The 20,707-nt window shown below is 66.1% G+C and carries 19 protein-coding genes and 2 tRNA genes; 10 read left to right on the forward strand and 11 right to left on the reverse strand.

Translation table 11 applies throughout. From position 1 onward, the window contains the following. Window positions 1-5: 5 nt before the first annotated feature. The 4 genes from VFZ97_19520 to VFZ97_19535 are packed head-to-tail and all read right to left on the reverse strand — an operon-like array spanning window position 6 to window position 3,763. On the reverse strand, window positions 6-1,331 hold the full coding sequence (locus VFZ97_19520) for an FtsW/RodA/SpoVE family cell cycle protein (GenBank protein ID HEX6395630.1): 1,326 nt from the start codon (window positions 1,329-1,331) through the stop codon (window positions 6-8). Then, the gene (locus tag VFZ97_19525) at window positions 1,328-2,569 is read right to left on the reverse strand and encodes a Stp1/IreP family PP2C-type Ser/Thr phosphatase (protein ID HEX6395631.1); all 1,242 of its coding nucleotides are present in this window, start codon (window positions 2,567-2,569) and stop codon (window positions 1,328-1,330) included. Before VFZ97_19525 ends, VFZ97_19520 begins: the two co-directional genes overlap by 4 nt. Beyond that, window positions 2,566-3,060, reverse strand: coding sequence for an FHA domain-containing protein (locus VFZ97_19530; GenBank protein HEX6395632.1), 495 nt, complete (start codon window positions 3,058-3,060; stop codon window positions 2,566-2,568). The genes VFZ97_19525 and VFZ97_19530 overlap by 4 nt, the downstream gene beginning before the upstream one ends. 19 nt (window positions 3,061-3,079) lie before the next feature. Continuing rightward, window positions 3,080-3,763 carry a DUF3662 and FHA domain-containing protein gene (locus VFZ97_19535; protein HEX6395633.1) on the reverse strand — a complete coding sequence of 228 codons (684 nt, stop codon included), beginning with the start codon at window positions 3,761-3,763 and terminating at the stop codon, window positions 3,080-3,082. 108 nt (window positions 3,764-3,871) lie between these two features. On the opposite strand from VFZ97_19535, the gene VFZ97_19540 reads away from it, so the two are divergent. From VFZ97_19540 to VFZ97_19560, 5 genes are all read left to right on the forward strand, one after another. After that, a tRNA-Leu gene (locus tag VFZ97_19540) sits at window positions 3,872-3,955 on the forward strand. A 229-nt stretch (window positions 3,956-4,184) separates the two neighbouring features. After that, window positions 4,185-5,681: an LCP family protein gene (locus VFZ97_19545; GenBank protein ID HEX6395634.1), complete on the forward strand. Its 1,497-nt coding sequence runs from the start codon at window positions 4,185-4,187 to the stop codon at window positions 5,679-5,681. 213 nt (window positions 5,682-5,894) lie between these two features. After that, window positions 5,895-7,826, forward strand: a complete 1,932-nt coding sequence (locus VFZ97_19550) for a right-handed parallel beta-helix repeat-containing protein (GenBank protein HEX6395635.1) — start codon at window positions 5,895-5,897, stop codon at window positions 7,824-7,826. Window positions 7,827-7,941: 115 nt separating this feature from the next. Continuing rightward, window positions 7,942-8,514 (forward strand): sigma-70 family RNA polymerase sigma factor, encoded by a 573-nt coding sequence (locus tag VFZ97_19555; GenBank protein HEX6395636.1) that lies wholly within the window; start codon window positions 7,942-7,944, stop codon window positions 8,512-8,514. 27 nt (window positions 8,515-8,541) lie between these two features. Continuing rightward, window positions 8,542-9,465 carry a hypothetical protein gene (locus tag VFZ97_19560; protein HEX6395637.1) on the forward strand — a complete coding sequence of 308 codons (924 nt, stop codon included), beginning with the start codon at window positions 8,542-8,544 and terminating at the stop codon, window positions 9,463-9,465. A gap of 6 nt (window positions 9,466-9,471) precedes the next feature. Here VFZ97_19560 and VFZ97_19565 read toward each other — a convergent pair whose 3' ends face one another. After that, window positions 9,472-9,738 (reverse strand): hypothetical protein, encoded by a 267-nt coding sequence (locus VFZ97_19565; protein HEX6395638.1) that lies wholly within the window; start codon window positions 9,736-9,738, stop codon window positions 9,472-9,474. Next, on the reverse strand, window positions 9,738-10,511 hold the full coding sequence (locus VFZ97_19570; GenBank protein HEX6395639.1) for a hypothetical protein: 774 nt from the start codon (window positions 10,509-10,511) through the stop codon (window positions 9,738-9,740). Before VFZ97_19570 ends, VFZ97_19565 begins: the two co-directional genes overlap by 1 nt. A 152-nt stretch (window positions 10,512-10,663) precedes the next feature. On the opposite strand from VFZ97_19570, the gene VFZ97_19575 reads away from it, so the two are divergent. Further along, the gene (locus VFZ97_19575) at window positions 10,664-12,184 is read left to right on the forward strand and encodes an amidase family protein (GenBank protein HEX6395640.1); all 1,521 of its coding nucleotides are present in this window, start codon (window positions 10,664-10,666) and stop codon (window positions 12,182-12,184) included. Between the two features lie 5 nt (window positions 12,185-12,189). On the opposite strand, the gene VFZ97_19580 is transcribed toward VFZ97_19575, so the two are convergent. Continuing rightward, window positions 12,190-12,768: an isochorismatase family protein gene (locus VFZ97_19580; GenBank protein HEX6395641.1), complete on the reverse strand. Its 579-nt coding sequence runs from the start codon at window positions 12,766-12,768 to the stop codon at window positions 12,190-12,192. Window positions 12,769-12,823: 55 nt separating this feature from the next. Between VFZ97_19580 and VFZ97_19585 the strand changes: the two genes are divergently transcribed. Next, the gene (locus tag VFZ97_19585; protein ID HEX6395642.1) at window positions 12,824-13,822 is read left to right on the forward strand and encodes an XdhC family protein; all 999 of its coding nucleotides are present in this window, start codon (window positions 12,824-12,826) and stop codon (window positions 13,820-13,822) included. On the opposite strand, the gene pgi is transcribed toward VFZ97_19585, so the two are convergent. After that, the gene (pgi, locus tag VFZ97_19590; protein HEX6395643.1) at window positions 13,819-15,459 is read right to left on the reverse strand and encodes a glucose-6-phosphate isomerase; all 1,641 of its coding nucleotides are present in this window, start codon (window positions 15,457-15,459) and stop codon (window positions 13,819-13,821) included. The two genes, VFZ97_19585 and pgi, sit on opposite strands and share 4 nt — an antisense overlap. 74 nt (window positions 15,460-15,533) lie before the next feature. Here pgi and VFZ97_19595 point away from each other — a divergent pair, with 74 nt between their 5' ends. Beyond that, on the forward strand, window positions 15,534-16,241 hold the full coding sequence (locus tag VFZ97_19595) for a haloacid dehalogenase-like hydrolase (protein ID HEX6395644.1): 708 nt from the start codon (window positions 15,534-15,536) through the stop codon (window positions 16,239-16,241). Window positions 16,242-16,259: 18 nt separating this feature from the next. Here the strand turns inward: VFZ97_19595 and VFZ97_19600 are convergent, their stop codons facing one another. Beyond that, a complete protein-coding gene (locus VFZ97_19600; protein ID HEX6395645.1) occupies window positions 16,260-17,177 on the reverse strand; it encodes an aldo/keto reductase in 918 nt (305 codons plus the stop codon). A gap of 21 nt (window positions 17,178-17,198) precedes the next feature. Here VFZ97_19600 and VFZ97_19605 point away from each other — a divergent pair, with 21 nt between their 5' ends. Next, window positions 17,199-18,242, forward strand: coding sequence for a hypothetical protein (locus tag VFZ97_19605; GenBank protein HEX6395646.1), 1,044 nt, complete (start codon window positions 17,199-17,201; stop codon window positions 18,240-18,242). Window positions 18,243-18,437: 195 nt separating this feature from the next. Here the strand turns inward: VFZ97_19605 and VFZ97_19610 are convergent, their stop codons facing one another. Beyond that, entirely contained in the window at window positions 18,438-19,958 is a 1,521-nt protein-coding gene (locus VFZ97_19610; GenBank protein ID HEX6395647.1) for a LysM peptidoglycan-binding domain-containing protein, read from the reverse strand. Between the two features lie 196 nt (window positions 19,959-20,154). Here VFZ97_19610 and VFZ97_19615 point away from each other — a divergent pair. Further along, window positions 20,155-20,227: transfer RNA gene (locus VFZ97_19615), tRNA-Arg, on the forward strand. A gap of 56 nt (window positions 20,228-20,283) precedes the next feature. Here VFZ97_19615 and VFZ97_19620 read toward each other — a convergent pair. Beyond that, window positions 20,284-20,529: an acylphosphatase gene (locus tag VFZ97_19620; GenBank protein HEX6395648.1), complete on the reverse strand. Its 246-nt coding sequence runs from the start codon at window positions 20,527-20,529 to the stop codon at window positions 20,284-20,286. Window positions 20,530-20,707: the final 178 nt, after the last annotated feature.

The following is a 20,707-nucleotide window of genomic DNA, read 5'->3' on the forward strand; positions in this document are numbered from 1 at the left end:
CCCTCTCACGTCCGCACCGCCTCTTCCAGCACGACGCCGCGCAGAGCGGGCTCGAGTGGTGTCTCGGTGTCATGCGAGATCCGCAGCAACAACGCCAAGAGGATGTAGTTGGCGATCAGCGACGACCCCCCGTACGAAACGAACGGGAGGGTGATACCCGTCAACGGGATAAGGCGGGTCACCCCGCCGACGATCACGAACGTTTGGACCCCGATGATCAGCGACAGACCGGTGGCAAGCAGTTTCTCGAACTGGCGCTCACAGCGGACTGCGACGCGAAGCCCGGTCCCGACCATGAGCAGGAATCCCATCAGGAGCGCAGCGGCTCCGACCAGACCGAGCTCGTCGGCGATCACGGCGAAGATCAGGTCGGTGGATGCCTCCGGAATGTGGCCGACGTTGCTCTGCCCGGGTCCTTCGCCGAACAGCCCGCCCGCCGCGATTGCGAACCAACCCTGGATGAGCTGGTACCCGGTGGTATTCGCGTGCGGCCAGGGGTTGAGCCACGCGTCGACGCGCGATTTGGTGTGGCCGATGACTTTGAGTGCGACGAACGAGCCGATCGCGAAGAGTGCGGTCCCGAGGCCCAGGTAGTAGAAGCGCCCGGTGGAGACCCACAGCATGCCGATGAAGAGCGCGAAGAAAAGGAAGGACGAGCCGAGGTCGTTTTCGGTGAAGAAGATGACCAGTGACAGGCCCCATGCTGCGAGGATCGGGGCGAGGTAACGCGGATCCAGGACGAGGAACCTGCCGAGCCGCCTGGTTCCCTGGCTGAGAAGATCGGCCCGCTCGACCATGATGGACGCGAAGAAGATCGCCAACGCCAGTTTGGCGATCTCCCCCGGCTGGAAGTTGAAGGAGCCGAGGTGGATCCAGAGCCGGGCGCCGTTGATGTTTTCTCCGATGCCGGGAGCGAGTGGCAGCAGCAGTAGCACGATCCCGGCGAACGCGAAGCTGTAGCGATACCGCTCGAGGTCGCGCGCCCTGCGAACCAGCGCGAGCGTGGCGACGAAACAGGCGATGCCGAGCGCGGTCCACACCGCCTGCAACCTCGCCTCGTGGCTCGATAGGCGGGCGATGAACACGTAGCCGATCCCGTTGAGCAGGCCCGCGGTGGGCAAGAGGATCGGGTCCGCGTTGGGTGCCAGCTTGCGCATCGCCACGTGGGCGATCAGCAGCAAGGCAAAGATGATGATCAGGAAAGGTCCGATGTTGGCCGGAAGGTTGCCGGCCTTGCCGAGCCCCGCCAGGGCGTAGAGCCCTCCCGTCAGGACAACAGCGAGGACGATCAGTCCCAGCTCGGTGCGCCGCCGCGCGGGGGAAGGGCTCATGTCGTGGGCGGCGGGGACGTGGCGCTGGGTGTCGGGACCGATGAGGACGGAGCGGTCGTGGTCGGCGATTGGGCAGAGCGCGCGGCGTTTGCCTCAGCGACAAGGCTTCTCACGAACGCGCGTGCGTCGGCCAGGGAGGACTCCTCCTGTCCGGCTCGCAGCCGCGGGATTTGGTGGGGCAGGACCTCGCCGGTCGTCACGTTCGTCCGCTGTGCGACGGTGGGGTCGAACCACAGCACTCCTCCCGGCCGACCCTGATAGATCGTGACCCGGTCGCCCCTGAGCCCCACGAAGTAGCTGCCGCGGGCGTACCAGCCGATGGCCACCGCGGCCAGCGCGAGTACAAGGATGAGCACGCCGAAGAATGCGACCACGCGAAGCGTGATCACCTTCGCTGTCGGCTTTCCGCGCTCCGCCTCGGCGTCTCGAGGCTCCGCGGCGGGCGAAGGCTCCGGAGCCGGCGTGGGGACGACGACCGTGGGGTCTTTTTCCTGCTCAGGCGCCGGTGCCGCAGAAGACTCCGTGTCGACCACATCGACGACGACCGCGGTGATGTTGTCGTTACCGCCTCGGCGCTTCGCTTCGTCCACGAGTTCCTTGGCGGCTTCTTCCGGGTCGGCGAAGCGACGGAGGATAGAGACCATGTGATCGTCGCGAAGCTCGCGGGGGAGACCGTCGCTGCACAGCAGGTAGCGGTCGCCGGGCCGGGGTTCCTCCACGAACAGGTCAACTTCGACGTCCGGATCCACGCCGAGCGCGCGGGTCATGATGTTCCGCCTCGGGTGGAATTCCGCTTCTTCTTTCGATATCCGGCCTTCTGCAACGAGTTCGGCGACCAGGTTGTGGTCGCTGGTCACCTGGCGGAATTCGTCGCCGCGAAGGAGGTAGAGACGAGAGTCACCGATGTTGACCGCCGCGAGGCGGCCGCCGTCCACCAACGCGAGCGCAACCAGTGTCGTGCCCATCCCGCGCATCTCGGGGTTGGCTTCGGCCTGGTTCCAGACGGCCCGGTTTGCGGTGCGGGCCGCTTCCATCAGGGCCTCCGGGGTGGCCTCGCCGGCTTGGCCGAAGGCGTCCTGCAGGCCCTCGACTGCGGTCGCCGACGCGACCTCGCCCGCAGCAGCACCACCCATCCCGTCGGCAACCGCGAAGAGGGGATCGGCCATCAGGAGCCGGTCCTGATTGTTGGTCCGGACGAGCCCGACGTCGGTTGCGGAACCTGCGCGCAGTTGGATCACTTCTGCAGCTCCAGAGTCGTCCGCCCCACCTGGACACGGTCTCCTTTGCGCATTACGGACGCCGCGGACACCTTCTTACCGTTGAGGTAGGTCCCGTTGGTGGATCCCAGGTCTTCGACGAACAGATCGCCGTCGCGGCGGAAAACCCGCGCGTGCAGCTGAGAGACGAAGGTGTCGTCGGGCAGGGCGACACCACAGCCGGCCGCCCGGCCGACGGTCATCTCGTCGGAGAGGAGGAACTCGACTCCGCTGAGCTCAGCTGGTTCGCGGACGACCAACTTCTCGGGTCCGAGTCGTTGTGCGGTGCCGGCCGGTGTCTCGGGCAGGGGCCTCGCGAGCGGCGGGCTGGTCGCTCCGCCGGCGCTGTCCGGCACCGGCGCGGGCTTGGGCTCGCGCAACTCGATCCAGACCGCGCGGAGCACGCGCAGAAAGAAGAGGTAGAGGATCGCGAGGAAGACATACTTGAGGAGCGTCAGAACAGGGTCTGGCACGAGCCGAGGGCCGCCTCTTTTACCCTTGGTCGAAGCGGATAGTTGTTGCGCCCAGAGTGATCTGGTCCCCGTTTCGCAGCGTTTGCGGGGCGTTGACAGGTATCCCGTTGATGCGGGTGCCGTTGGTGCTCCCGAGATCGGCGATCTCGAAGCTGGCGGGCGCGCTGAGTCCACTGGATCCGCCGTCGACAGGATGGATCTCAGCGTGGTACCGGCTGACGTTCGGGTCGGCGAGGGTGAGACCGCAGTCGGGCATCCGGCCGATCGTCAAAGGCTTGGGACTCAACGCCATCCTCCGCCCATCCGGCAGGACGAGCGCGGCGGGGGGCGGTTCGTCAGCCTTGACCATTTCCCCGGAGATCAGAATCATCCCCGGTGCGAGGTCGCGGTCGCTGTCTATTACGACGCTCACCGGCCCTAGGAGCGTGTATCGCTCCGCATCGGCGTGGTCGCGCGCGACAGCCTCCAGCTCTGTGACGAGCTCCTCCTCGATCGCGGCAAACCGGTTCCGGTCGCTCGGCGACAACAGGATGGTGAAGTCGTTGGGAGCCAGCGTCCCGCGAGGCGCGATGGTTCTGCGGAGGTCCATCTCTCTGGTGAGGCGCCGGCCGATCTCGACCGGCTGCAGTCCGCTGCGGAACGCCCGCGCGAATACTCCCTCGACCATGCGCTCCAAGCGCCGTTCGAACTGTTGCAGTCCCATGGTGCAAGCCCGAGCGTACTCGGGGGAGGCTTGGATCTCCTGCCGCTCGGAGCCTCGTGTCGCCGAAGGGCCGAGCGGACCTGTTTGGGTATGCTCGTGGATCCACTCGGGCGAGTGGCGGAATTGGCAGACGCGCAGGATTCAGGTTCCTGTGTCCGAAAGGATGTGGGGGTTCAAGTCCCCCCTCGCCCACGCCGCGTCGGGGCAGGTTGGGGGGCGGATGTCTCTCGCCGTTGATCTCAGTTTTGCGAGCCTCTCCGGCTAGCCTGTTCGCCTACCGGCCAGGCGGGACCGTTTTCAGGAGGTTCGAATACCCCCCGACTTTTCAAGTCCCGCCCGCTCCCGCAGAAGCTACCGGCCACCACACCCGAGGCTCATCCCGAAGCGCCGGTGGCCGCACCGGCTTTTAATCGGGGCGAACGTGGCCGTCGCCACGTGCCTCGTGATCTCGGGTGCTCTGTACGGGTACGTGCGGTTCAAGCTGGACTCGATCCGGACTCTGTCGGCTCCCCACCTGTCCAAGACGGTGAGCGGAGCTGACGGCGCCGGCGGACTCCAGCCCGAGAACATCCTCCTGATCGGCAACCAGTCACGCGCGGACATAAGCCGGTCGGAAGCCCAGAACTTCGGCTCGCCCACGGCGCTTTCGGGATCGCTGAGCGACGTGATCATGATCCTTCACCTGGACCCGGCCAAGAACACCGCTTCGCTGCTGTCCATCCCGCGAGACCTCTTCGTGCCCATGCCGCCGGGCAGCCCGGTCGGGTCCTACCAGAAGATCGACGCCGCGCTGAACGACGGGAAGAAGGGACCCGACAACCTGATACAGGCGATCACGACCGACTTCGGCATTCCGATCAACCATTTCGTCGAGCTCGAGTTCGACGGGTTCCAGAGCACGGTCAACGCCCTGGGAGGAATCAGCGTCTACTTCCCGGAGCCTTTGTTCGACCGCCAGTCCGGTTTGTGGGTCGCCGCCCCCGGATGTACCCACCTGAACGGTGCCGCCGCGCTCGCCCTGGTGCGGGCCCGCCACCTGCAGTACGACCCGCCCGGCGACACCGCGCCACGAACCAGCTGGCCCTATGACCCTGAATCAGACCTTTCCCGGATTGTCAGGGACCACACGTTCCTTCGGGTCCTGGCTTCCACCGCAAAGTCGCAGGGCCTGACCAACCCGATCACCCTCAACTCGTTTCTCGGGGCGATCATCAACCAGATCACGATCGATCCTGGACTGAAGTCGCAATTGATCGCCGTCGCCAGCCACTACCGGCATTTGAACCCGGATGGGATCCCCGAGATGACCCTGCCGGTCACGACCGTCGGCGGGGCCTACGGGTACCCCTACAACGGCGCCAACATCGGCGACGTCGACTTCCCGGTACAGCCCGCCGACAACCAGGTCATCTCCCAATGGGACGGCTCGGCCTTCCCCAAACCGAATCCCCCTTCGCAGGTGAACGTTTACAACCTGGCCGGCGGTTACAACCTCGCCACCAAAACGGCCAGCACCCTACGAGCCGACGGCCTCGCCACGACGATCGGCGGCAACCGCCCGGTGCCAGCGAGCACCACCGAAACCTTCGTCGACTATCCGGCGGGAGGCTTGGCCCAGGCTCTTTACGTTGCCAACTACCTGACCGGGGCAGTGATGCTGTATCAGGATCCGGCCCTTCCGCCCGGAACGGTCAACGTTGAGGCAGGCTCGCTGCTCGCGGTCGTGCAGCCCATTGTCGCGACCGGTACGGCGAGCGGCGGGCCGAGCACGACCGTTGCTCGTTCGACCGCACCCACGACTACTCCGACGACTCTTTCGGTCCCGACTCCCGGCGGGCAGAAACCCAGTGCCGCGTCGGACCAAAACCAGCCGTGGGACCCCACTCCGTGTCCTGCTAAAACCGCGAGCAACCGATAAGGTTCTCCAACTCCGCTGGCGGAGTCGGCCCTTTGCCCCTTCGGACCGGCCCGCCGGCGGAGCCCTCAAACAAAAGCCGCTTTCCGCCCGAAGCGCGCGTGGCCACCCGCACAATCGGGCACAGATCGTTGCGAGGGCGAAATCGCGGTGGTAGGAAAACCGGCGTTGCTCGGTTCCACCGCGCAGCCACACCGGGAGGGAAAGGGGTAGCAAATGATACGTCGGGGTCTGTTCAGGCGTGCCGTGCTCGTTGGCGCGGCCTTCGCGACAGTGACGGGTCCGGTGGTCGGACTAGGGGTCACGGCGGGGGGTGAAGCAGCCTCCGCAGGTCCAATATGCTCCGCGGCCCTTCCATTGAACGGTCTGACCGCCGCAGTCGTGGTATCGACAGCAGGCCAGTTGGTCGACGCCGGCTACATCAACGCTCATGGCGGCAGCAACGGAACTCTCGACGCCACCGGCTGCGACTTGGGGATCTACGTCGCACCGGGTGCCAACAATGTAACGATCACCGGCATCACCGTTACCGGGGCCAACGACCACGGGATCATGGCCGAGCAGGTATCCGGGCTGACCATTCAAAACAGCACGGTCAACGGTAACGGCGTCAACCCACATGCTGCTATCAAAACCGACAAGGCGATCATGCTCGTCGGCGTCACCGGATCGACGGTCTCGGCGAACTCCGTCTTCGGGAACATCGCCGACGGCGGGATCGGGGTCACCGACGAGGGAGGGAGCATGGATCCGGCTGCATTGGCCGGGCCCGCGGCCAACTCCGCATCGTCGGGCGACATCATCTCCCACAACGACGTTCACGACAACTTCAACGGGTGCGCGATCGTCCTCGAGGCGTATATACCCGGAGCGGGCCTCCACAGCATCACCGCGAGCGACAACACCATCACCGGGCACCGAGGGCAGTTCGGGCCCAATGGACCGGTCATCGGCCAGATCGTCGTGGCCACCGATGCTGCTGGTGCAGTCATCGACGGAACGGTCTTGTCCAACAACGTGATCGTTCAGAGCTTCCTCAGCGGCATCACCGTCCACTCGAATGCGCCCCACGACTCGATCACCAACACGACGATCACCGGCAACTATCTCGACTCCAACAACTGGGCTGCGGTGAACGGTGCCCCGACGACGGACGCGATAGCGCTCGAGGTGAACGACATTCCGGCGCCCGTCACCCCGGTCCTGGATATGACAACCATCAACAACAACTTCTTCACCAACCAGGACGTCGGAATCTGGCAGGACTGGCACGTGACCCACACGACCCAGTCCGGCAACCAGTTCGACGGCACGACGCTCCTGTACACCCAGCCCGTTCCGGGCAAGGGGTATTGGATGGCCGCCGGCGACGGTGGCATCTTCAACTTCGGGGATGCCGGTTTCCATGACTCGTTGGGAGCTTCGCCGCCGGCGTCGCCCGTTGTCGGGATCACTCAGACCCGGGACCAGGGCGGCTACGTGATGGCTTCAGCTGACGGCAGTGTCTATCCGCTTGGTGACGCCACAGACTTCGGGTCGGCCTCCGGGATCCACCTCAATGCTCCAATTGTCGGGATAGCCGAGACGCCGGTACCCACCGGGCCTTTCGGAACACCCGGAACGAACGGCCTGGGCTACTGGCTCGCCGCATCCGACGGGGGCATATTCAACTACGGCGACGCCGGGTTCTTCGGTTCGAAGGGTGGCACCCACCTGAACCTGCCGGTCGTCGGCGTGGCTCCGACTCCGGACGGCCTGGGGTACTGGCTGGTGGCCAAGGACGGCGGAGTGTTCAACTTCGGGGACGCCGGCTACCACGGTTCCACCGGGGCGATGCACCTGAACGCTCCTGTCGTGGGTATGGCATCTACTCCGAAGGGCGACGGCTACTGGCTGGTAGCCGCGGACGGCGGGGTCTTCACATTCGGGACCGCCAAGTTCTTCGGCTCGAAGGGTGCAACCCACCTGAACCAGCCCGTGGTCGGCATGGCTGCCACGCCGGACGGCAACGGCTACTGGCTGTTCGCCCGTGACGGCGGAGTGTTCAACTTCGGGGACGCCGCATTCTTCGGGTCCACGGGAGCCATCCATCTCAACTCCCCGGTCGTAGGAGGAACTGCAACCGGTTCGAACGGGGTGGAACCCTAAGATCCACCCGCTCTAACCCGCACGGTCGCACGCGGCAGGCATTGACCGCCGGTGGCGGCAGAACCTCAGGGTTTTACCTCCGCCGGCGGTTGGCCGCTGCCGATAACTGGTAACGATGTCTACCGGTATGCCGGGCGATGACTTTCCGATCGTGCTCCACGCCGCCCAGCTGGGCGAGGAGTGGGCCTTCTCCGCGCTCTACCGGGGCCTCAACCCGCAGCTCCTGCGCTACTTCGCCTCTCGTGTACCAGACCAGTCCGAGGACCTGGCGGCGGAGACCTGGATCGGCGCCGCTCGCAACCTGTCGACCTTCGACGGGGGCGAGCACGCCTTCCGGGCCTGGTTGTTCACCATCGCACACCGCCGTCTGGTGCAGCACTGGCGTGATGCCGCCCGCCGCCCGCCGGCGGAACCCACCGCCGAGGTCGATGCGGGGCACACCGACCCGGGCGGCGTCGAATCGCAGGCCGTCGAGTCGCTGACCGCTCAGCACGCGGCCGGGCTGATCGCCTCGGCGCTCACTCAGGACCAGGCCGAGGTGGTCCTTCTCAGGATCCTGGGTGGGCTCGGCGTGGACGAGGTCGCCGGGATTGTCGGCAAGAGGGCCGGCGCCGTCAGGGGCCTCCAGCACAAGGCGCTGCGCAAGCTGGCTGAGCAAAATTTCCTTCTTGAGGCGTTAACACCGTGATGTCCGGACGCGATTGACATGGACGAGATGGCCAAGCCCCCCATCGACGCCCCGATCGACGATCACACCGCTGACCGGATTCTGTCCGGCTCCGTGTCGCCCGACGATGCGCCTCCCGGCTACGAGCAGGTAGCCAGGGTTGTTCGGGCTGCCCAGGCGCCGGCGAGCGGCGCCGAGCTGGCAAACGAGCAGAGCGTCGTGTCGATGGCGGTTGCAGCCATCTCGAATCCTGTTCTGGCGCCCTTGGGGCCTGGATCGCACCGGAGGAGGAGAATGGTTTCCAAGCTCGCGACGGTTCGCGCCGCCGCTATCACCGCAGCAGCAGTTCTCGGCGCAGGAGCCGCGGCGGCCGCGGCCACCGGCAGCCTGCCCACCCAGACGTCCAATTCCGCGTCCCACGGGTCCAGCCACAACACAACAGGGTCGGACCCCACGTCGACGACGTCAACGACCACCGGCTCCGGCAACACGACACAGGCCAACCCGAATCTCAACAGCACCAATCCGCTCAACCTCCCGACGACGGGCCCGGCGAACTTCCACGCGGTGATCGGGCTGTGCCGGGCATTCCTGGCACACAACTCGAACACCTCGCCTGGCGGCGGTTCGACCGCGACCCCGCCTGAGAACAACTCCACGGCGTTCACCGACCTGCGCAAGGACGCCGGCAACGGCACCGAGGCGTCTGTCGCCGCCACCGTCGCCTGGTGCAACACCTACCTTGCCAGGTTCAGCCCCGGTAACAGCGGCCCAGCCCAGAACAACCCGGCCCAGAACGGCACCGCGCCCCCCGGCAAGCCCGCCAGCCCGGGTAATTCCGGCACTCATTCTTCGAACGGCGTCAACTCCGCCAGCAATAGTGCTGGCTCCGACGGAGCCTCGAACCCCAATTCAGCCGGCGGGGTCACCAGCCCTAGCGCCGGCGGACCGGGTAAGGCCGGCGGGCACTAGGGCGGACTAAGGCCGGCCAGCGGCTTCGCTGCGCCGCCTCGCGACCTCGCGCCTTGCCGGCCGGGTCGCGTGCCACAGGCTGATGCCGAGAAAGGCAATCACCCCCAACGGGGCGATCCACCACGCCGGGACCGACGTTTGCGAAACGCCGTACGTTACGAGCAGGCCCGCGACCACGCCTGCGGCAACCCGCCAGTCGTCGCCGATGACGAAGTCGTACCAGAACGCCCAGAACCCTCGCGCCGCTCTCCACACCCGTGCAGGCGGTCGCATCAACGGCCTCCGCCCGTAGACGCTGACAAGGGCGCCGGAGCAGACTCCGAAAGCGCCCGTTCCCCGTTGGCGCCGGCGGGTCCATGGTCTGCCGGAGCGCTCTGCCGCAGCAACGCGGCCAGGCCCAGAGAATAAAGGGCCACACCCGGGATGATGACCAGGAGGGCCGCGTCGTTGCCCGGCCAGTGTGCGCCGGCCCCTTCGGCACCCCAGAACATCCCGAAGGACGTGAGCATCACGCCAACCACGAACTTCAAGGTGTTCTCCGGAACCCGCGACAACGGCGCCTTCACCGCAAACCCGACCGCCGCCACCACCGCCGCCGCGCTGATCGCGGCAATCGCAGCCAGCGGGATGTCGTGCTGGTTGGCCCCGAAGGTAAGGACGATGAACACCACTTCCAGTCCCTCGAGAACCACGCCCTTGAAGGACAACACGAACGCGTACCAATCCGGGACTATCCCTCTCCGTTCATGCGTCGCGTTGCGGGCAGCGGCGACTTCCCTCTCGTAGGCCTTCTCTTCGTCGCGGAGAGACTTGTGGCCGCTCGCTCGCAACACGGCTTTCCGTAGCCACTGAAGCCCGAGTATGAGCAGCAGCCCGCCTACGAATGCGCGTAGGCCTCGCAACGGGATCGCGGACAGCGCCGGGCCCAGAGCTGCGATGATGACCGCCAGCAGAGCGAGACCGGCGCCGGTTCCCTGCAAAGCCGCCCGCCAGCTCCGTGCGGTTCCCGCCGCAAGGACGATCGTCGTCGCTTCGACCGCCTCCACGGCGCAGGCTAGAAAGACCGCGAAGAACAGCGCACCCCCGTTCACGGTGCTCTGCGCTCCGCCCGGTTCTCCATCCACCCGAGTTTAGGAGGCAGACCGGCCCTTGCCGCCGGCGAAGCGGTAATCAATCGCAGTCGTTAACGTCGGCGGTGATGCCAGAGAAGACAGGCGCAGGGAAGGCAGGCCCAGGGAAGGCAGGCGCAGGGAAGGCAGGCCCAGGGAAGGCAGGCCCAGGGAAGGCGGACGCAGACAAGGCAGACTTCGACGATCTCCGCTATGCCACGGCTCGGTCGCTGGCAGCAGCGATCAAGGATCGAAGGATCAGCCCGGTCGAGCTTCTCGACGCCAGCCTCGCCCGCATAGACGAGGTCGACGATCGGGTGAACGCGATCGTTTGGCGCAACGACGACGACGCCCGCCGGCTGGCGAAGAAGGCGGCGGACGAGGTGGTCCACCGCGAAAGGAACGATCTTCCGCCGTTCCATGGAGTTCCCATCCCGATAAAGGACCTGACTCCCGTCGCTGGATGGCCGGTCACCTACGGCTCATGGGCGGCTTCGGACAAGCCCTCGGACGAATCGGAGCTGATAGTCGGAGCGTTTCAGAAAGCCGGTTTCATCCTGACCGCACGGACGAATACACCTGAACTCGGCCCGGTCACCGTGGCGGAGAACGACCGTTACGGAATTACCCGCAACCCGTGGAACCTCGACCACACTCCCGGGGGCTCCAGCGGGGGAGCGGGCGCCGCAGTTGCGGCGGGGATGTTTTCCGTCGCGCACGGCAACGACGGAGGGGGCTCGATCCGGATCCCATCGTCGTGCTGCGGCCTGGTCGGCCTGAAGGTGAGCCGCGGCCGGATTCCGACTCGGGTGAACTCCTGGGAAGGCGGGTCAGTCGAGGGTTTCCTTACCAGGGACGTGGCCGACACCGCCGCAATCCTCGACGTCACCTGCGGTCCCGACTTGGGCCAGTGGTACAACGCTCCGGCCCCCTCGAGGCCCTTCGTCGAGGAGGTCGGCGCCGAACCGGGCAAGCTGCGGATCGGGCTGCTCGACGAACCGCCGTTGCGGCTCACCCTCGACGAGGATTGCGCGGTCGCCGCCCGTGAGGCCGGAGCGGCACTCGAAACGTTGGGCCACCACGTCGACGAAGTCAGCTACGAGGTGCCGGACGAGTTCATGGCCGCGTTCCTCAAGGTGGTCAACAGCGGCCTGGCCGACTACGACGTCGACTGGACCAAGGTCGAGCCGCACATCCGGGTGAACCGAGCTGCAGCGCTGGCCGTTGACAGCCTCGCCTACGTGCAAGGGGTCCATGACTTGCAGCGATTCACCCGGCACATCACCGCGCAGTGGGGCCGCGACTTCGATGTTCTGCTCACGCCGACGATGACGATTCTCCCGCCGCGCGCGGGAGAAGTCCTTGCAGCGGTCCACGCGGGTGCGGAGACGGGCCTGCCCGCGATGCAGGTGTTTCAGATGGCAGTCCTCACGTCGGGTTTCAACATGACCGGTCAGCCGGCGATCTCGGTTCCGACGCACATGACGCCTGCTGGCATTCCGGTTGGAGTTCAGCTGGTGGGCGGCCCTTGGGACGAGGTCACCATTCTGCGGCTGGCAGCCCAACTCGAGCAGGAACTTCCTTGGGCTGAACGGCGACCGCCCCTCTGAACTCCTCAGCCGGCGATCTTCACTCCCGACCTCGCGAGCTCCTCCAGAGTGGTCGGCGTCACCGCGGAGTCGACATCGGCGGTCAAAGGCGCAAGGACCCGCGTCGAGAAGCCCGCCTTGACCGCGTCCAGGGCGGTGGCTTTGACGCAGTAGCTCGTCGCGATGCCCACGATGTCGACACCGGCTACTTCCTCTTGCCGGAGCACCTTCTTCAACGAGCGACCGTCAGAGGTAACACCTTCGAACCCGCTGTAGGCGGCCGCGTGCTCCCCCTTCGAAACGACCACGGCCGTTTCCGGCAGGCGAAGATCGGGATGCCACTCGGCTCCCGGCGTTCCGGCGACGCAGTGGACCGGCCAGCTGTCGACGAAGTCGGGCTTGGTGCCCTCGGGTGCGAAATGACCGCCGGGGTCGACGTGCCAGTCGCGCGTCGCCACGACCAAGGTGTACGCGTCGCGAGCCGACTCGATCAGGTCGCTGATGGCGACTGCGGCCGCCTCCCCGCCGGGAACAGCGAGGTTCCCCCCCTCGCAGAAGTCCTGCTGGACGTCAACAACGATCAGCGCTGTCTTCCTGGTCGCCATACGGAAAAAGGTACCCCGCAGCACGGGCGTAGCCTCTGCGTCAGGAGGTGGTCACATGCAGGAAGCAGTCGAGGTGCTTCGCCGGCAAGCAGATCAAGGACGCCAGGCTGTCGTCGCGAGGATCGTCGAGATCGAGGGCTTCTCCACCAGGCCCGGTGACGATCTTGTCGCGGTGGACGACACCGGTTCACTCCACGGCACACTGCTCGCGGGACTGGGCAACGAGGAGCTCAAGCACGCAGCGAGCTCATTGCTTTCTGGAAAGGAAGCGTCGGTGACTTCCCTGACGCTCGACATTCACGACAAGCAGGCCGCTTCGGCGGGTCTCGCCTGTGGGGGCCGAGCGCATCTCCTGCTTCAACCGGCTTCGGTCATTCCCGGCCGGCTCTGGCAGCTCTTGTTCGCGCGTGCGCCAGCAGCGCTTATTACGCCACTCGATGGGGCGTCGCCGGCTTGGGTGGTCGATCGCGAAGGCCGCTCGTGGGATCACGACGCCGCAATCGAACTGACCGGGGAAGCGGCATCGATGCTTGCCGCCGGCCGCACGGATCGCCGCCGCGTCGAGCACTCCGGGCACGAGTACCTGATCGAGGCGTGGGTGCCGGAGCCTCGGCTGGTCGTCGTGGGAGGCGGCGAGCTAGTGGAGGCGATCCGGGCACAGGCGGATCTTCTCGGATGGGAGACGCGATCGTGCACTGCCGCAGACGACCAACTCGGTGAGTTGCTCGACTGGGCCGGCGATACCGGCGCCCTCATCGTGCTCAGCCACGACCCTCACGTCGACAGCCCCGCGCTTGCCGCGGGCCTTCGCGGTGGAGCCGCCTACGTCGGCGCGCTCGGGTCGCGCGCAACGCAGGCCCGGCGAACCGAGCGGCTACTCGAGTCAGGCGTGGAGCAGTCCGACATCGACAGGATCCACCGGCCGATCGGTCTCGACCTCGGAGGTCGGAGAGCACCGGAAGTGGCTCTGGCCATCGTCGCCGAGATACTCGCCGCGCATTGTGGGCGTGATGCCCGCCCGCTGGCACAGCGCCAGGGGCCCATTCACGGTTAGCCGTGGCCGCGAGCTACCCGATAGCGGCGGATCAGTGCGTTCGTGGAGCTGTCGTGCTGGAGGTCGGGGTCGGCGTCCGAGGTGAGCTGCGGAACGATCTTCTGGGCGAGCGCCTTGCCTAGCTCGACACCCCACTGGTCGAACGAGTTGATCCCCCACATGACCCCCTGGGTCAGAACCTTGTGCTCGTAGGTAGCGACCAGCTCGCCCAGCACCCTTGGCGTGAGTTTCGGAGCGAGGATCGTGTTGGTCGGGTGGTTCCCCCGAAACGTGCGATGCGGAACCTGCGCCGGCGGGACGCCCTCGGACTCGACCTGCTCGCGCGTTTTGCCGAACGCGAGCGCTTCTGTCTGCGCGAGGAAGTTCGCAGTGAGCAAGTCCTGATGAGGACCTAGCTCGTGATTGGAATCGACGAAACCGATGAAGTCGGCGGGTACGAGGCGAGTCCCCTGGTGGATCAGCTGGTAGTAAGCGTGCTGCCCGTTGGTCCCCGGTGTTCCCCACACCACGGGCCCGGTTGAAAGGTCGACGGGCTCCCCTGCGAGGGTGACACTTTTTCCGTTGCTTTCCATGTCGAGCTGCTGCAGGTACGATGGGAAGCGACCCAAGTAATGGCTGTACGGAAGTACCGCGTGAGTTTCGGTGCCGAAGAAGTTGATGTACCAGATCCCGATGAGACCGAGCAGAGCCGGAAGGTTCTGGTCGAAGGGTGCGCTGCGGAAATGGTCATCGATCAGGTGGAAGCCCTCGAGCATCTCTGCGAACGCGGTCGCGCCGATGGCGATCATGAGCGACAACCCGATCGCCGAGTCGTAGCTGTAGCGCCCGCCGACCCAGTCCCAGAAGACGAACATATTCTCCGGATCGATGCCGAACTCGGAGACCTTCTCCTTGTTCGTCGACACCGCGACGAAGTGTCGCTCCACCGCCGACTCCTCCTTCAGGCCGGCGATCAACCACTCGCGGGCGGAGTTCGCGTTGGTGATCGTCTCCAGCGTCGTGAACGTCTTGGAGCTCACGACGAACAGAGTCGTGGCGGGGTCGAGATCCTTGGTTGCCTCATAGATGTCGCAACCATCGACGTTCGAAACGAACCGGCATTCGATGCGCGGCTCCACGTAGTCGGTGAGCGCTTCGTATGCCATCGCGGGCCCGAGATCTGAGCCGCCGATACCGATGTTGATGACGGTGCTGATCGGCTCACCTGTGTGGCCGCGCCACTCACCGGCCCTCACCCTCTCCGAGAAGGCAGCCATCTTGTCGAGGACCGCGTGTACGTCAGGGACGACGTTGTGGCCTTCGGTGACGACCGTCTCGTCCCGGGGTGCTCGCAATGCGACGTGCAGCACGGCCCGGTCCTCGGTGACGTTGATGTGCTCTCCGGCCCACATCGCATCGATCCGTTCACGCAGGCCCGACCGCTCGGCTGCAGCGACGAGCAACCGGATGGTCTCCTTGGTCAGGCGGTTCTTCGAATAGTCGAGGTACAGGTCGCCCACCTGGAGAGAGAGCTCGGTTCCGCGGTCAGGATCCCGGCAGAAGAGGTCTCGGAGATGGACGTCGGCCAGCTCGCGGTGGTGCTCCGAAAGGGCCTTCCATTCGGGCGTTTCGGTCATGCGCACGGGTTGGATGTTCACCAGACGCAGTCTGCCCCAGGGGTGGACGGTCGTTCGACGCGAACTTGGTGGGAGGCGCCGGTACCGTGATTCGAATGATTCGCCGGCTCCTGCTCTGGGACGTTGACGGCACCCTGGTGAGGGCGGGCGATCTGGGCGCGGCGGTTTTCGACCTGGCCCTCGAAAGCATTCTCGGCTTGCGGCCGGCCACCCGGGTGGGGATGAGCGGCAAGACCGATCCCCAGATCGTTCGCGAGTACCTCGATCAACTGGAGGTCGAGGAGGGGGACGAGCTGGTCCGCTCGATTCTCGACAGCGTCGAAGCGCACTTGGCAGACGCCGCCGGCGCGGGTGAGCTCGCCGCGGGCGGGTACGCCTGCCCGGGCGTCGCGGACCTACTCGCCGAGCTTTCCGCTGATGACCGGGTGGTCTCCACGCTCGTAACCGGGAACATTCGCGCCAACGCAAGGCTGAAGGTGGCGGCCTGGGGGCTCGATCCGTGGCTCGACCTGGAGGTTGGCGCCTACGGGAGCGACCACTGGGACAGGAACCTTCTAGTGCCAGTCGCTCTGGAGAGAGTCGAACAGGTATACGGCGTCCGCCTCTCTCCCGCAGACGCTTGGGTCATCGGCGACACACCGCGAGACCTCGAGTGCGCCGAAGCCGCCGGCGCGAGGTGCCTGCTCGTGGGCACGGGGCGCTACCCCGCAATCCAGCTGGCGCCACTGGGAGCGGACGTAGTTCTGGACGACCTGTCGGACACGGCTGCCGTACTCAAGCTTCTGACCGAGGATCTCGACTAGCGAGCGGCGCCGCCCCGGTTATAGCTGGTTGAAGGCCACCAGGTCGTCGCCGGCCAGCTGCCATTCCCCGGCCCTCACGTTTGCCCTTACCTGCTCGGGGGACATTGCGCCGGCGATGACCGATGACACTGCCGGGCGCACCAGAATGCCCGCGAACGCAAGCTCGAGGAGGGTGCGTCCCCGCTCCTTGGCAAAACCCTCAAAGGACTCCAGCTTGTCGTAGGTGTCGTCGCCGATCGGGTTGCCGGAGAGGCGCGTGCCGTCGGGGCTCACTTGGCCCCGCCTGTACTTGCCCGTCAGCAGGCCGCTCTCCAGCGGGAAGTATGGGAGAAAACCAACGCCGTAGCTTTGGCACACCGGCAGCAGATCCCGCTCCGCTCTGCGGTTCAACAGGTTGTAGTGGTTCTGCGCCGACACGAACCGTTCCAAACCCGAGGAGGCGCGGGCGGTCCATTCGGCTTCCACCACCTGCCAGGCCGACAAATTTGATGACCCGGCGTAGAGAACCTTGCCTTGGTGCACGAGGTCGCTCAGCGCATCGAGCGTTTCCTCGATGGGCGTCGTGCCATCTGGAAGGTGCAGTTGGTAGAGGTCGATGTGGTCGGTCTGCAAGCGCCTGAGGCTCGCCTCGACCGCACGGCGGATGTACCACCTTGAGGCGCGGGCGACGTTCGGGCCCTCACCCATGTCCGATCCGAACTTGGTTGCGAGCACTACTTGCTCACGTCTCCCCTTCAGCACCTCGCCCAGAAGGGTCTCGCTGCCGCCCCGATTTCCGTAGCTATTCGCGGTATCGAGGAGCGTGACCCCTTCATCGATCGCCGCGTCTACTACGTTTCTCGTTTCCTCCAGACCGAGGCGACCGCCGAAGTTGTTGCATCCAAGGCCCACTTCCGAGACCGTCAGGCCTGTTCGGCCCAATTGCCGATATCGCATGATCGCTATCGTAAGGCCGGTATGGCGCTAGCTGGCCGGTCAGCGCGCCGCGGCGCCGGAGCGCGGTGGTTGTTCGTCGGAATCGTGATCACGTTGGTGGTTCTGCTGGTCGACGCGTCCCTGCATGCGCGTTCGCCGGGACCGGGGCAGCAACTCGCTGCGGGCGCATGGGTTGATCGGGTGCTTCCTGTTATCGCCACATCCAACACCGAAGGCGTGCAGCTGGACCAGTTGTGGGCGAATGGTCTCACGATGAAGCCGGCCCAGGTCACCGCGCTCGTCGATCAGGTGGCGTCCGGTGCGAGCACCGCCTACAAACAGGTCGTGGCATTGCGTCCGCCACCGAACCTCGCTGGTTCGGCGGGATTGCTCGAAGCGTGCCTCCTTGCCCGGAGCCAGGCCTCGTCGCTCATCCAGGGAGCGATCGCACAGACGCTGAGTTCCGTTACCCCGCTTGGTGATAACGCCAGTCAACTGCAAACGGCAGGCAACGACCTCCAGGTTGCCGATCAGGCGTACCGGCTGTTTTCGTCGACCATTCCCAAGGTGGGTGTGACGATGCCAGAGTCTCAGTGGCTTGGCAGCAACGGTCCCTACCAGCCCCAAACGGCGCAGGTGTTCCTTGCGAGCCTGCACAGTTCGGCGAGCAGCACGCCGCTTCACGAGGTGAGCGTCTACGCGGTCACGACGACGCCGTCACCCGTGAGCGGTCAGGGCTCGGTTGAAGTGTTGCCCGACGCGAGAGCCATCACCGTGACCATCGTTGTCGCCGATACCGGCAACCAGCCCGAGCGGAACCTGACGGTGACCGCTTCCATCTCGCCTTCGTCGGGCGCCGCGTCGGCGAAGGACTTCGTCGACTTGGTACCGGGCCAGGCTCACACCATCGAGAACCTCGGTCCGCTCAACCCTCCGCAGGGTGTCCCGGTCACCTTGACAGTGACGGTCACCCCGGCCGCGGGTTCGGCGACTCAGTTGGCCACGAAGACGATCGTCTTCTCGATGCCGGCGCCGCCACCGCCGACTACCTCTACGACCACCACGGTTCCCGCGAAGAAGGGCTAGCCGGCCGCGCGAACGTCACGCACTCTTCCGGTCAGGGGCCGGTAGACCGTCACGCCGCCCCGCCGGCCGCGCTGCCCAGCCGTCTGGGCCTGACAAGTTGCGTTTGGGTGTCGGATTCGACGCCTTGCGGTCGAAATCCACTCCCAAACCGCGAAGTCACGCCCAAAGCGAGGCGGAACGCCCCTGCGATGCCGCTTAGCCGACTCGCCCGAATCCCATCGGCGTCCCGTCCCAGTCGAGCGGAACGACCCGCACGTAAGTACCCGGTGAGTCGGCGGTCACCACCTGCCCGTTGCCCACGTAGATGGTGACATGCCCGGGCTGGGCGCCGCTGCCGTTGTTGTAGAAAACGAGATCGCCCGGGCGCAGCTCAGACTCGCCGATCCGGGCGCTGTCCTGGTACTGGGCCACCGAGTAGTGCGGCAGGGACACTCCAGCATGAGCCCACGAGTACATGACCAGGCCTGAGCAGTCGAACGCGTTCGGCCCGGAACCTGCCCACTGGTAGGGCTTGCCGACTTGGGCCAACGCCTCCTGTGCGGCGACCTGGCCGGCCGAGCTGACTACCGGCGCCGGCGCCTGCGCGGGGGCCGGGTCCGGCCTAGGAGCAGACGTGAGCGTCGCGTTCGTGTTAGCGGTTCCTCCGCCGACCTTCAGCACCTGACCGACGTAGATCAGGTTCGGGTTGGCGATCCCGTTGGTTGCAGCGAGCGCTCCGGTCGTCGTACCGAAGCGAGCGGCGATTCTGCTCAGGGTGTCCCCGGCCACAACGGTGTAGGTCCCACCGCCGGCCGTAGCCGCGGGGGCCGATCCGCCAGGAACGCTGATCACCTGGCCTGCATAGATGAGGTCCGGATTGGAGATCCGGTTGGCGGATGTCAGGACGGCGACGGTGGTCCCGAACCGGGCGGCGATCCCGGAGAGCGTGTCGCCCGAGACCACGCGGTAAGTCGTTTGCGGTACAGCGGCGACCAGCGGAACGCCAGAGGACAGCGAGGAACCGGCCGGGATCGCCGCGCTCGCGGTCAGGCTCGCCGCCGACGCAACACCCGCTCCGCCGAACACCGCAACCGTGCCGGCGGCAGTGACGCTCGCGGTGGTAGCGGCCGACACGGCGATCGTCCTGAGGGACTGTTCTTTCATGCGTTGCTGAGCCGCCTGCAGGGCGGCCAACCAGCGCTGACCGGTCGAGTCCTTGGGCTTCTCCCCGATCAACAGGGTGAGAGCGAACACCAGTGGGGACAGCGCCCACCCCGCGAGGCTGGCGACCACGAAGTGGGCGACCGCCAACGCCTGCCGCAGCGACGAGGGACTCGGGGTCGCGCCGGACGCCTGCGCCTCGCCCGATGCGGCTCCGAGGCCCGGGATGTCGCCGAGCGTCACTACGTCGACGAGCGAGGAGCCGAGGATCGCGGCGAACTCGCGCTCGGCTGCTATCCGGCGCAAGCGATGGAGCAGCCCGAGATAGCCGGCGCCGGCAAAGATCACGACCACGAAAGCTGCCCAGACGGCACCAGACCCCGACCCGAGGGCGGCGACCGCGAGTGACGCCGCGATGGCCGCGCAGATCAACACGGTGCGCCGGCGCCGCATGAGCGCCGTGCGCTTCGCTGGTCTGTCTCGGTCCCCCCGTTTCTGGGGGATTCGCCTCCCCGGACTGTCCCCTCCGGCTGAGGACCCGCGGAACTCGTCGGCGACCTGGCGGACTGCGACCATATTCAAGACCTCCCTTTGGGCCCCGGCCGCGCACCACCCGCCCGGCTGAGACACCGCCCTCGGCATCAGTCGACGGGAGACCTTAGCCTGGGGTTCACCCCGCGTAAACCTGAAGTTCGGGGCAATTCCCGCTCCGAACGGGGGTTTTGTCCCGGGTGGGCCTCTTTGGCTTCGCTGGTAGAATCGTAACTTCCCAGCGCTCGTAGCCCAATGGATAGAGCATCTGACTACGGATCAGAAGGTTGGGGGTTCGAATCCCTCCGAGCGCGCGAAGTGGTGTCGCGAGAGATCGCGGAAACAGGGCGGCGAGGACCGTAAATAACCCCTAAATGACTGAGAACCCGACCGATCCCTCGGGATCCTCGGATACCACCTCGACCTCGCTGACGACCGCGCGGGGAGGGCCCTGGTAGCACCAGGTGACGATCTCCTCCACGACGGTCTCGTCCCCTTCGAACACTGCTTCGACTCGCCCGTCAGGGCGGTTGCGCACCCAACCGGTTACACCGAGATGTTTGGCAACCTCCGCGCAAGACTGCCGGAACCACACCCCCTGCACTCGGCCGCTCACCCAGACGTGTCTGCGAACCACCACGCGTCGGTTACGGGCTGGAGACCACGTCCGCGCTCTTGGAGAACTCGTCCAGGAGCGACGCGATCTCGTAGGGGCGCTCCTGCATCAACTGGTGGCCGGCGCCGTCGAGAACCTCGAAGCGCGCGTAGGGAAGGAAGTTTGCAATCCGTCTCGC

Source organism: Acidimicrobiales bacterium, assembly GCA_036378675.1.
Lineage (GTDB): Bacteria > Actinomycetota > Acidimicrobiia > Acidimicrobiales > Palsa-688 > DASUWA01.

Coding starts and splice junctions, on each gene's coding strand:
- VFZ97_19560 (HEX6395637.1), top strand. CDS start 8,542: ATGGCCAAGCCCCCCATCGACGCCCCGATCGACGATCACACCGCTGAC.
- VFZ97_19535 (HEX6395633.1), bottom strand. CDS start 3,763: ATGGGACTGCAACAGTTCGAACGGCGCTTGGAGCGCATGGTCGAGGGA.
- VFZ97_19520 (HEX6395630.1), bottom strand. CDS start 1,331: ATGAGCCCTTCCCCCGCGCGGCGGCGCACCGAGCTGGGACTGATCGTC.
- VFZ97_19575 (HEX6395640.1), top strand. CDS start 10,664: ATGCCAGAGAAGACAGGCGCAGGGAAGGCAGGCCCAGGGAAGGCAGGC.
- VFZ97_19595 (HEX6395644.1), top strand. CDS start 15,534: ATGATTCGCCGGCTCCTGCTCTGGGACGTTGACGGCACCCTGGTGAGG.
- VFZ97_19565 (HEX6395638.1), bottom strand. CDS start 9,738: ATGCGACCGCCTGCACGGGTGTGGAGAGCGGCGCGAGGGTTCTGGGCG.
- VFZ97_19580 (HEX6395641.1), bottom strand. CDS start 12,768: ATGGCGACCAGGAAGACAGCGCTGATCGTTGTTGACGTCCAGCAGGAC.
- VFZ97_19600 (HEX6395645.1), bottom strand. CDS start 17,177: ATGCGATATCGGCAATTGGGCCGAACAGGCCTGACGGTCTCGGAAGTG.
- VFZ97_19550 (HEX6395635.1), top strand. CDS start 5,895: ATGATACGTCGGGGTCTGTTCAGGCGTGCCGTGCTCGTTGGCGCGGCC.
- VFZ97_19555 (HEX6395636.1), top strand. CDS start 7,942: ATGTCTACCGGTATGCCGGGCGATGACTTTCCGATCGTGCTCCACGCC.
- VFZ97_19585 (HEX6395642.1), top strand. CDS start 12,824: ATGCAGGAAGCAGTCGAGGTGCTTCGCCGGCAAGCAGATCAAGGACGC.
- VFZ97_19610 (HEX6395647.1), bottom strand. CDS start 19,958: ATGGTCGCAGTCCGCCAGGTCGCCGACGAGTTCCGCGGGTCCTCAGCC.
- VFZ97_19605 (HEX6395646.1), top strand. CDS start 17,199: ATGGCGCTAGCTGGCCGGTCAGCGCGCCGCGGCGCCGGAGCGCGGTGG.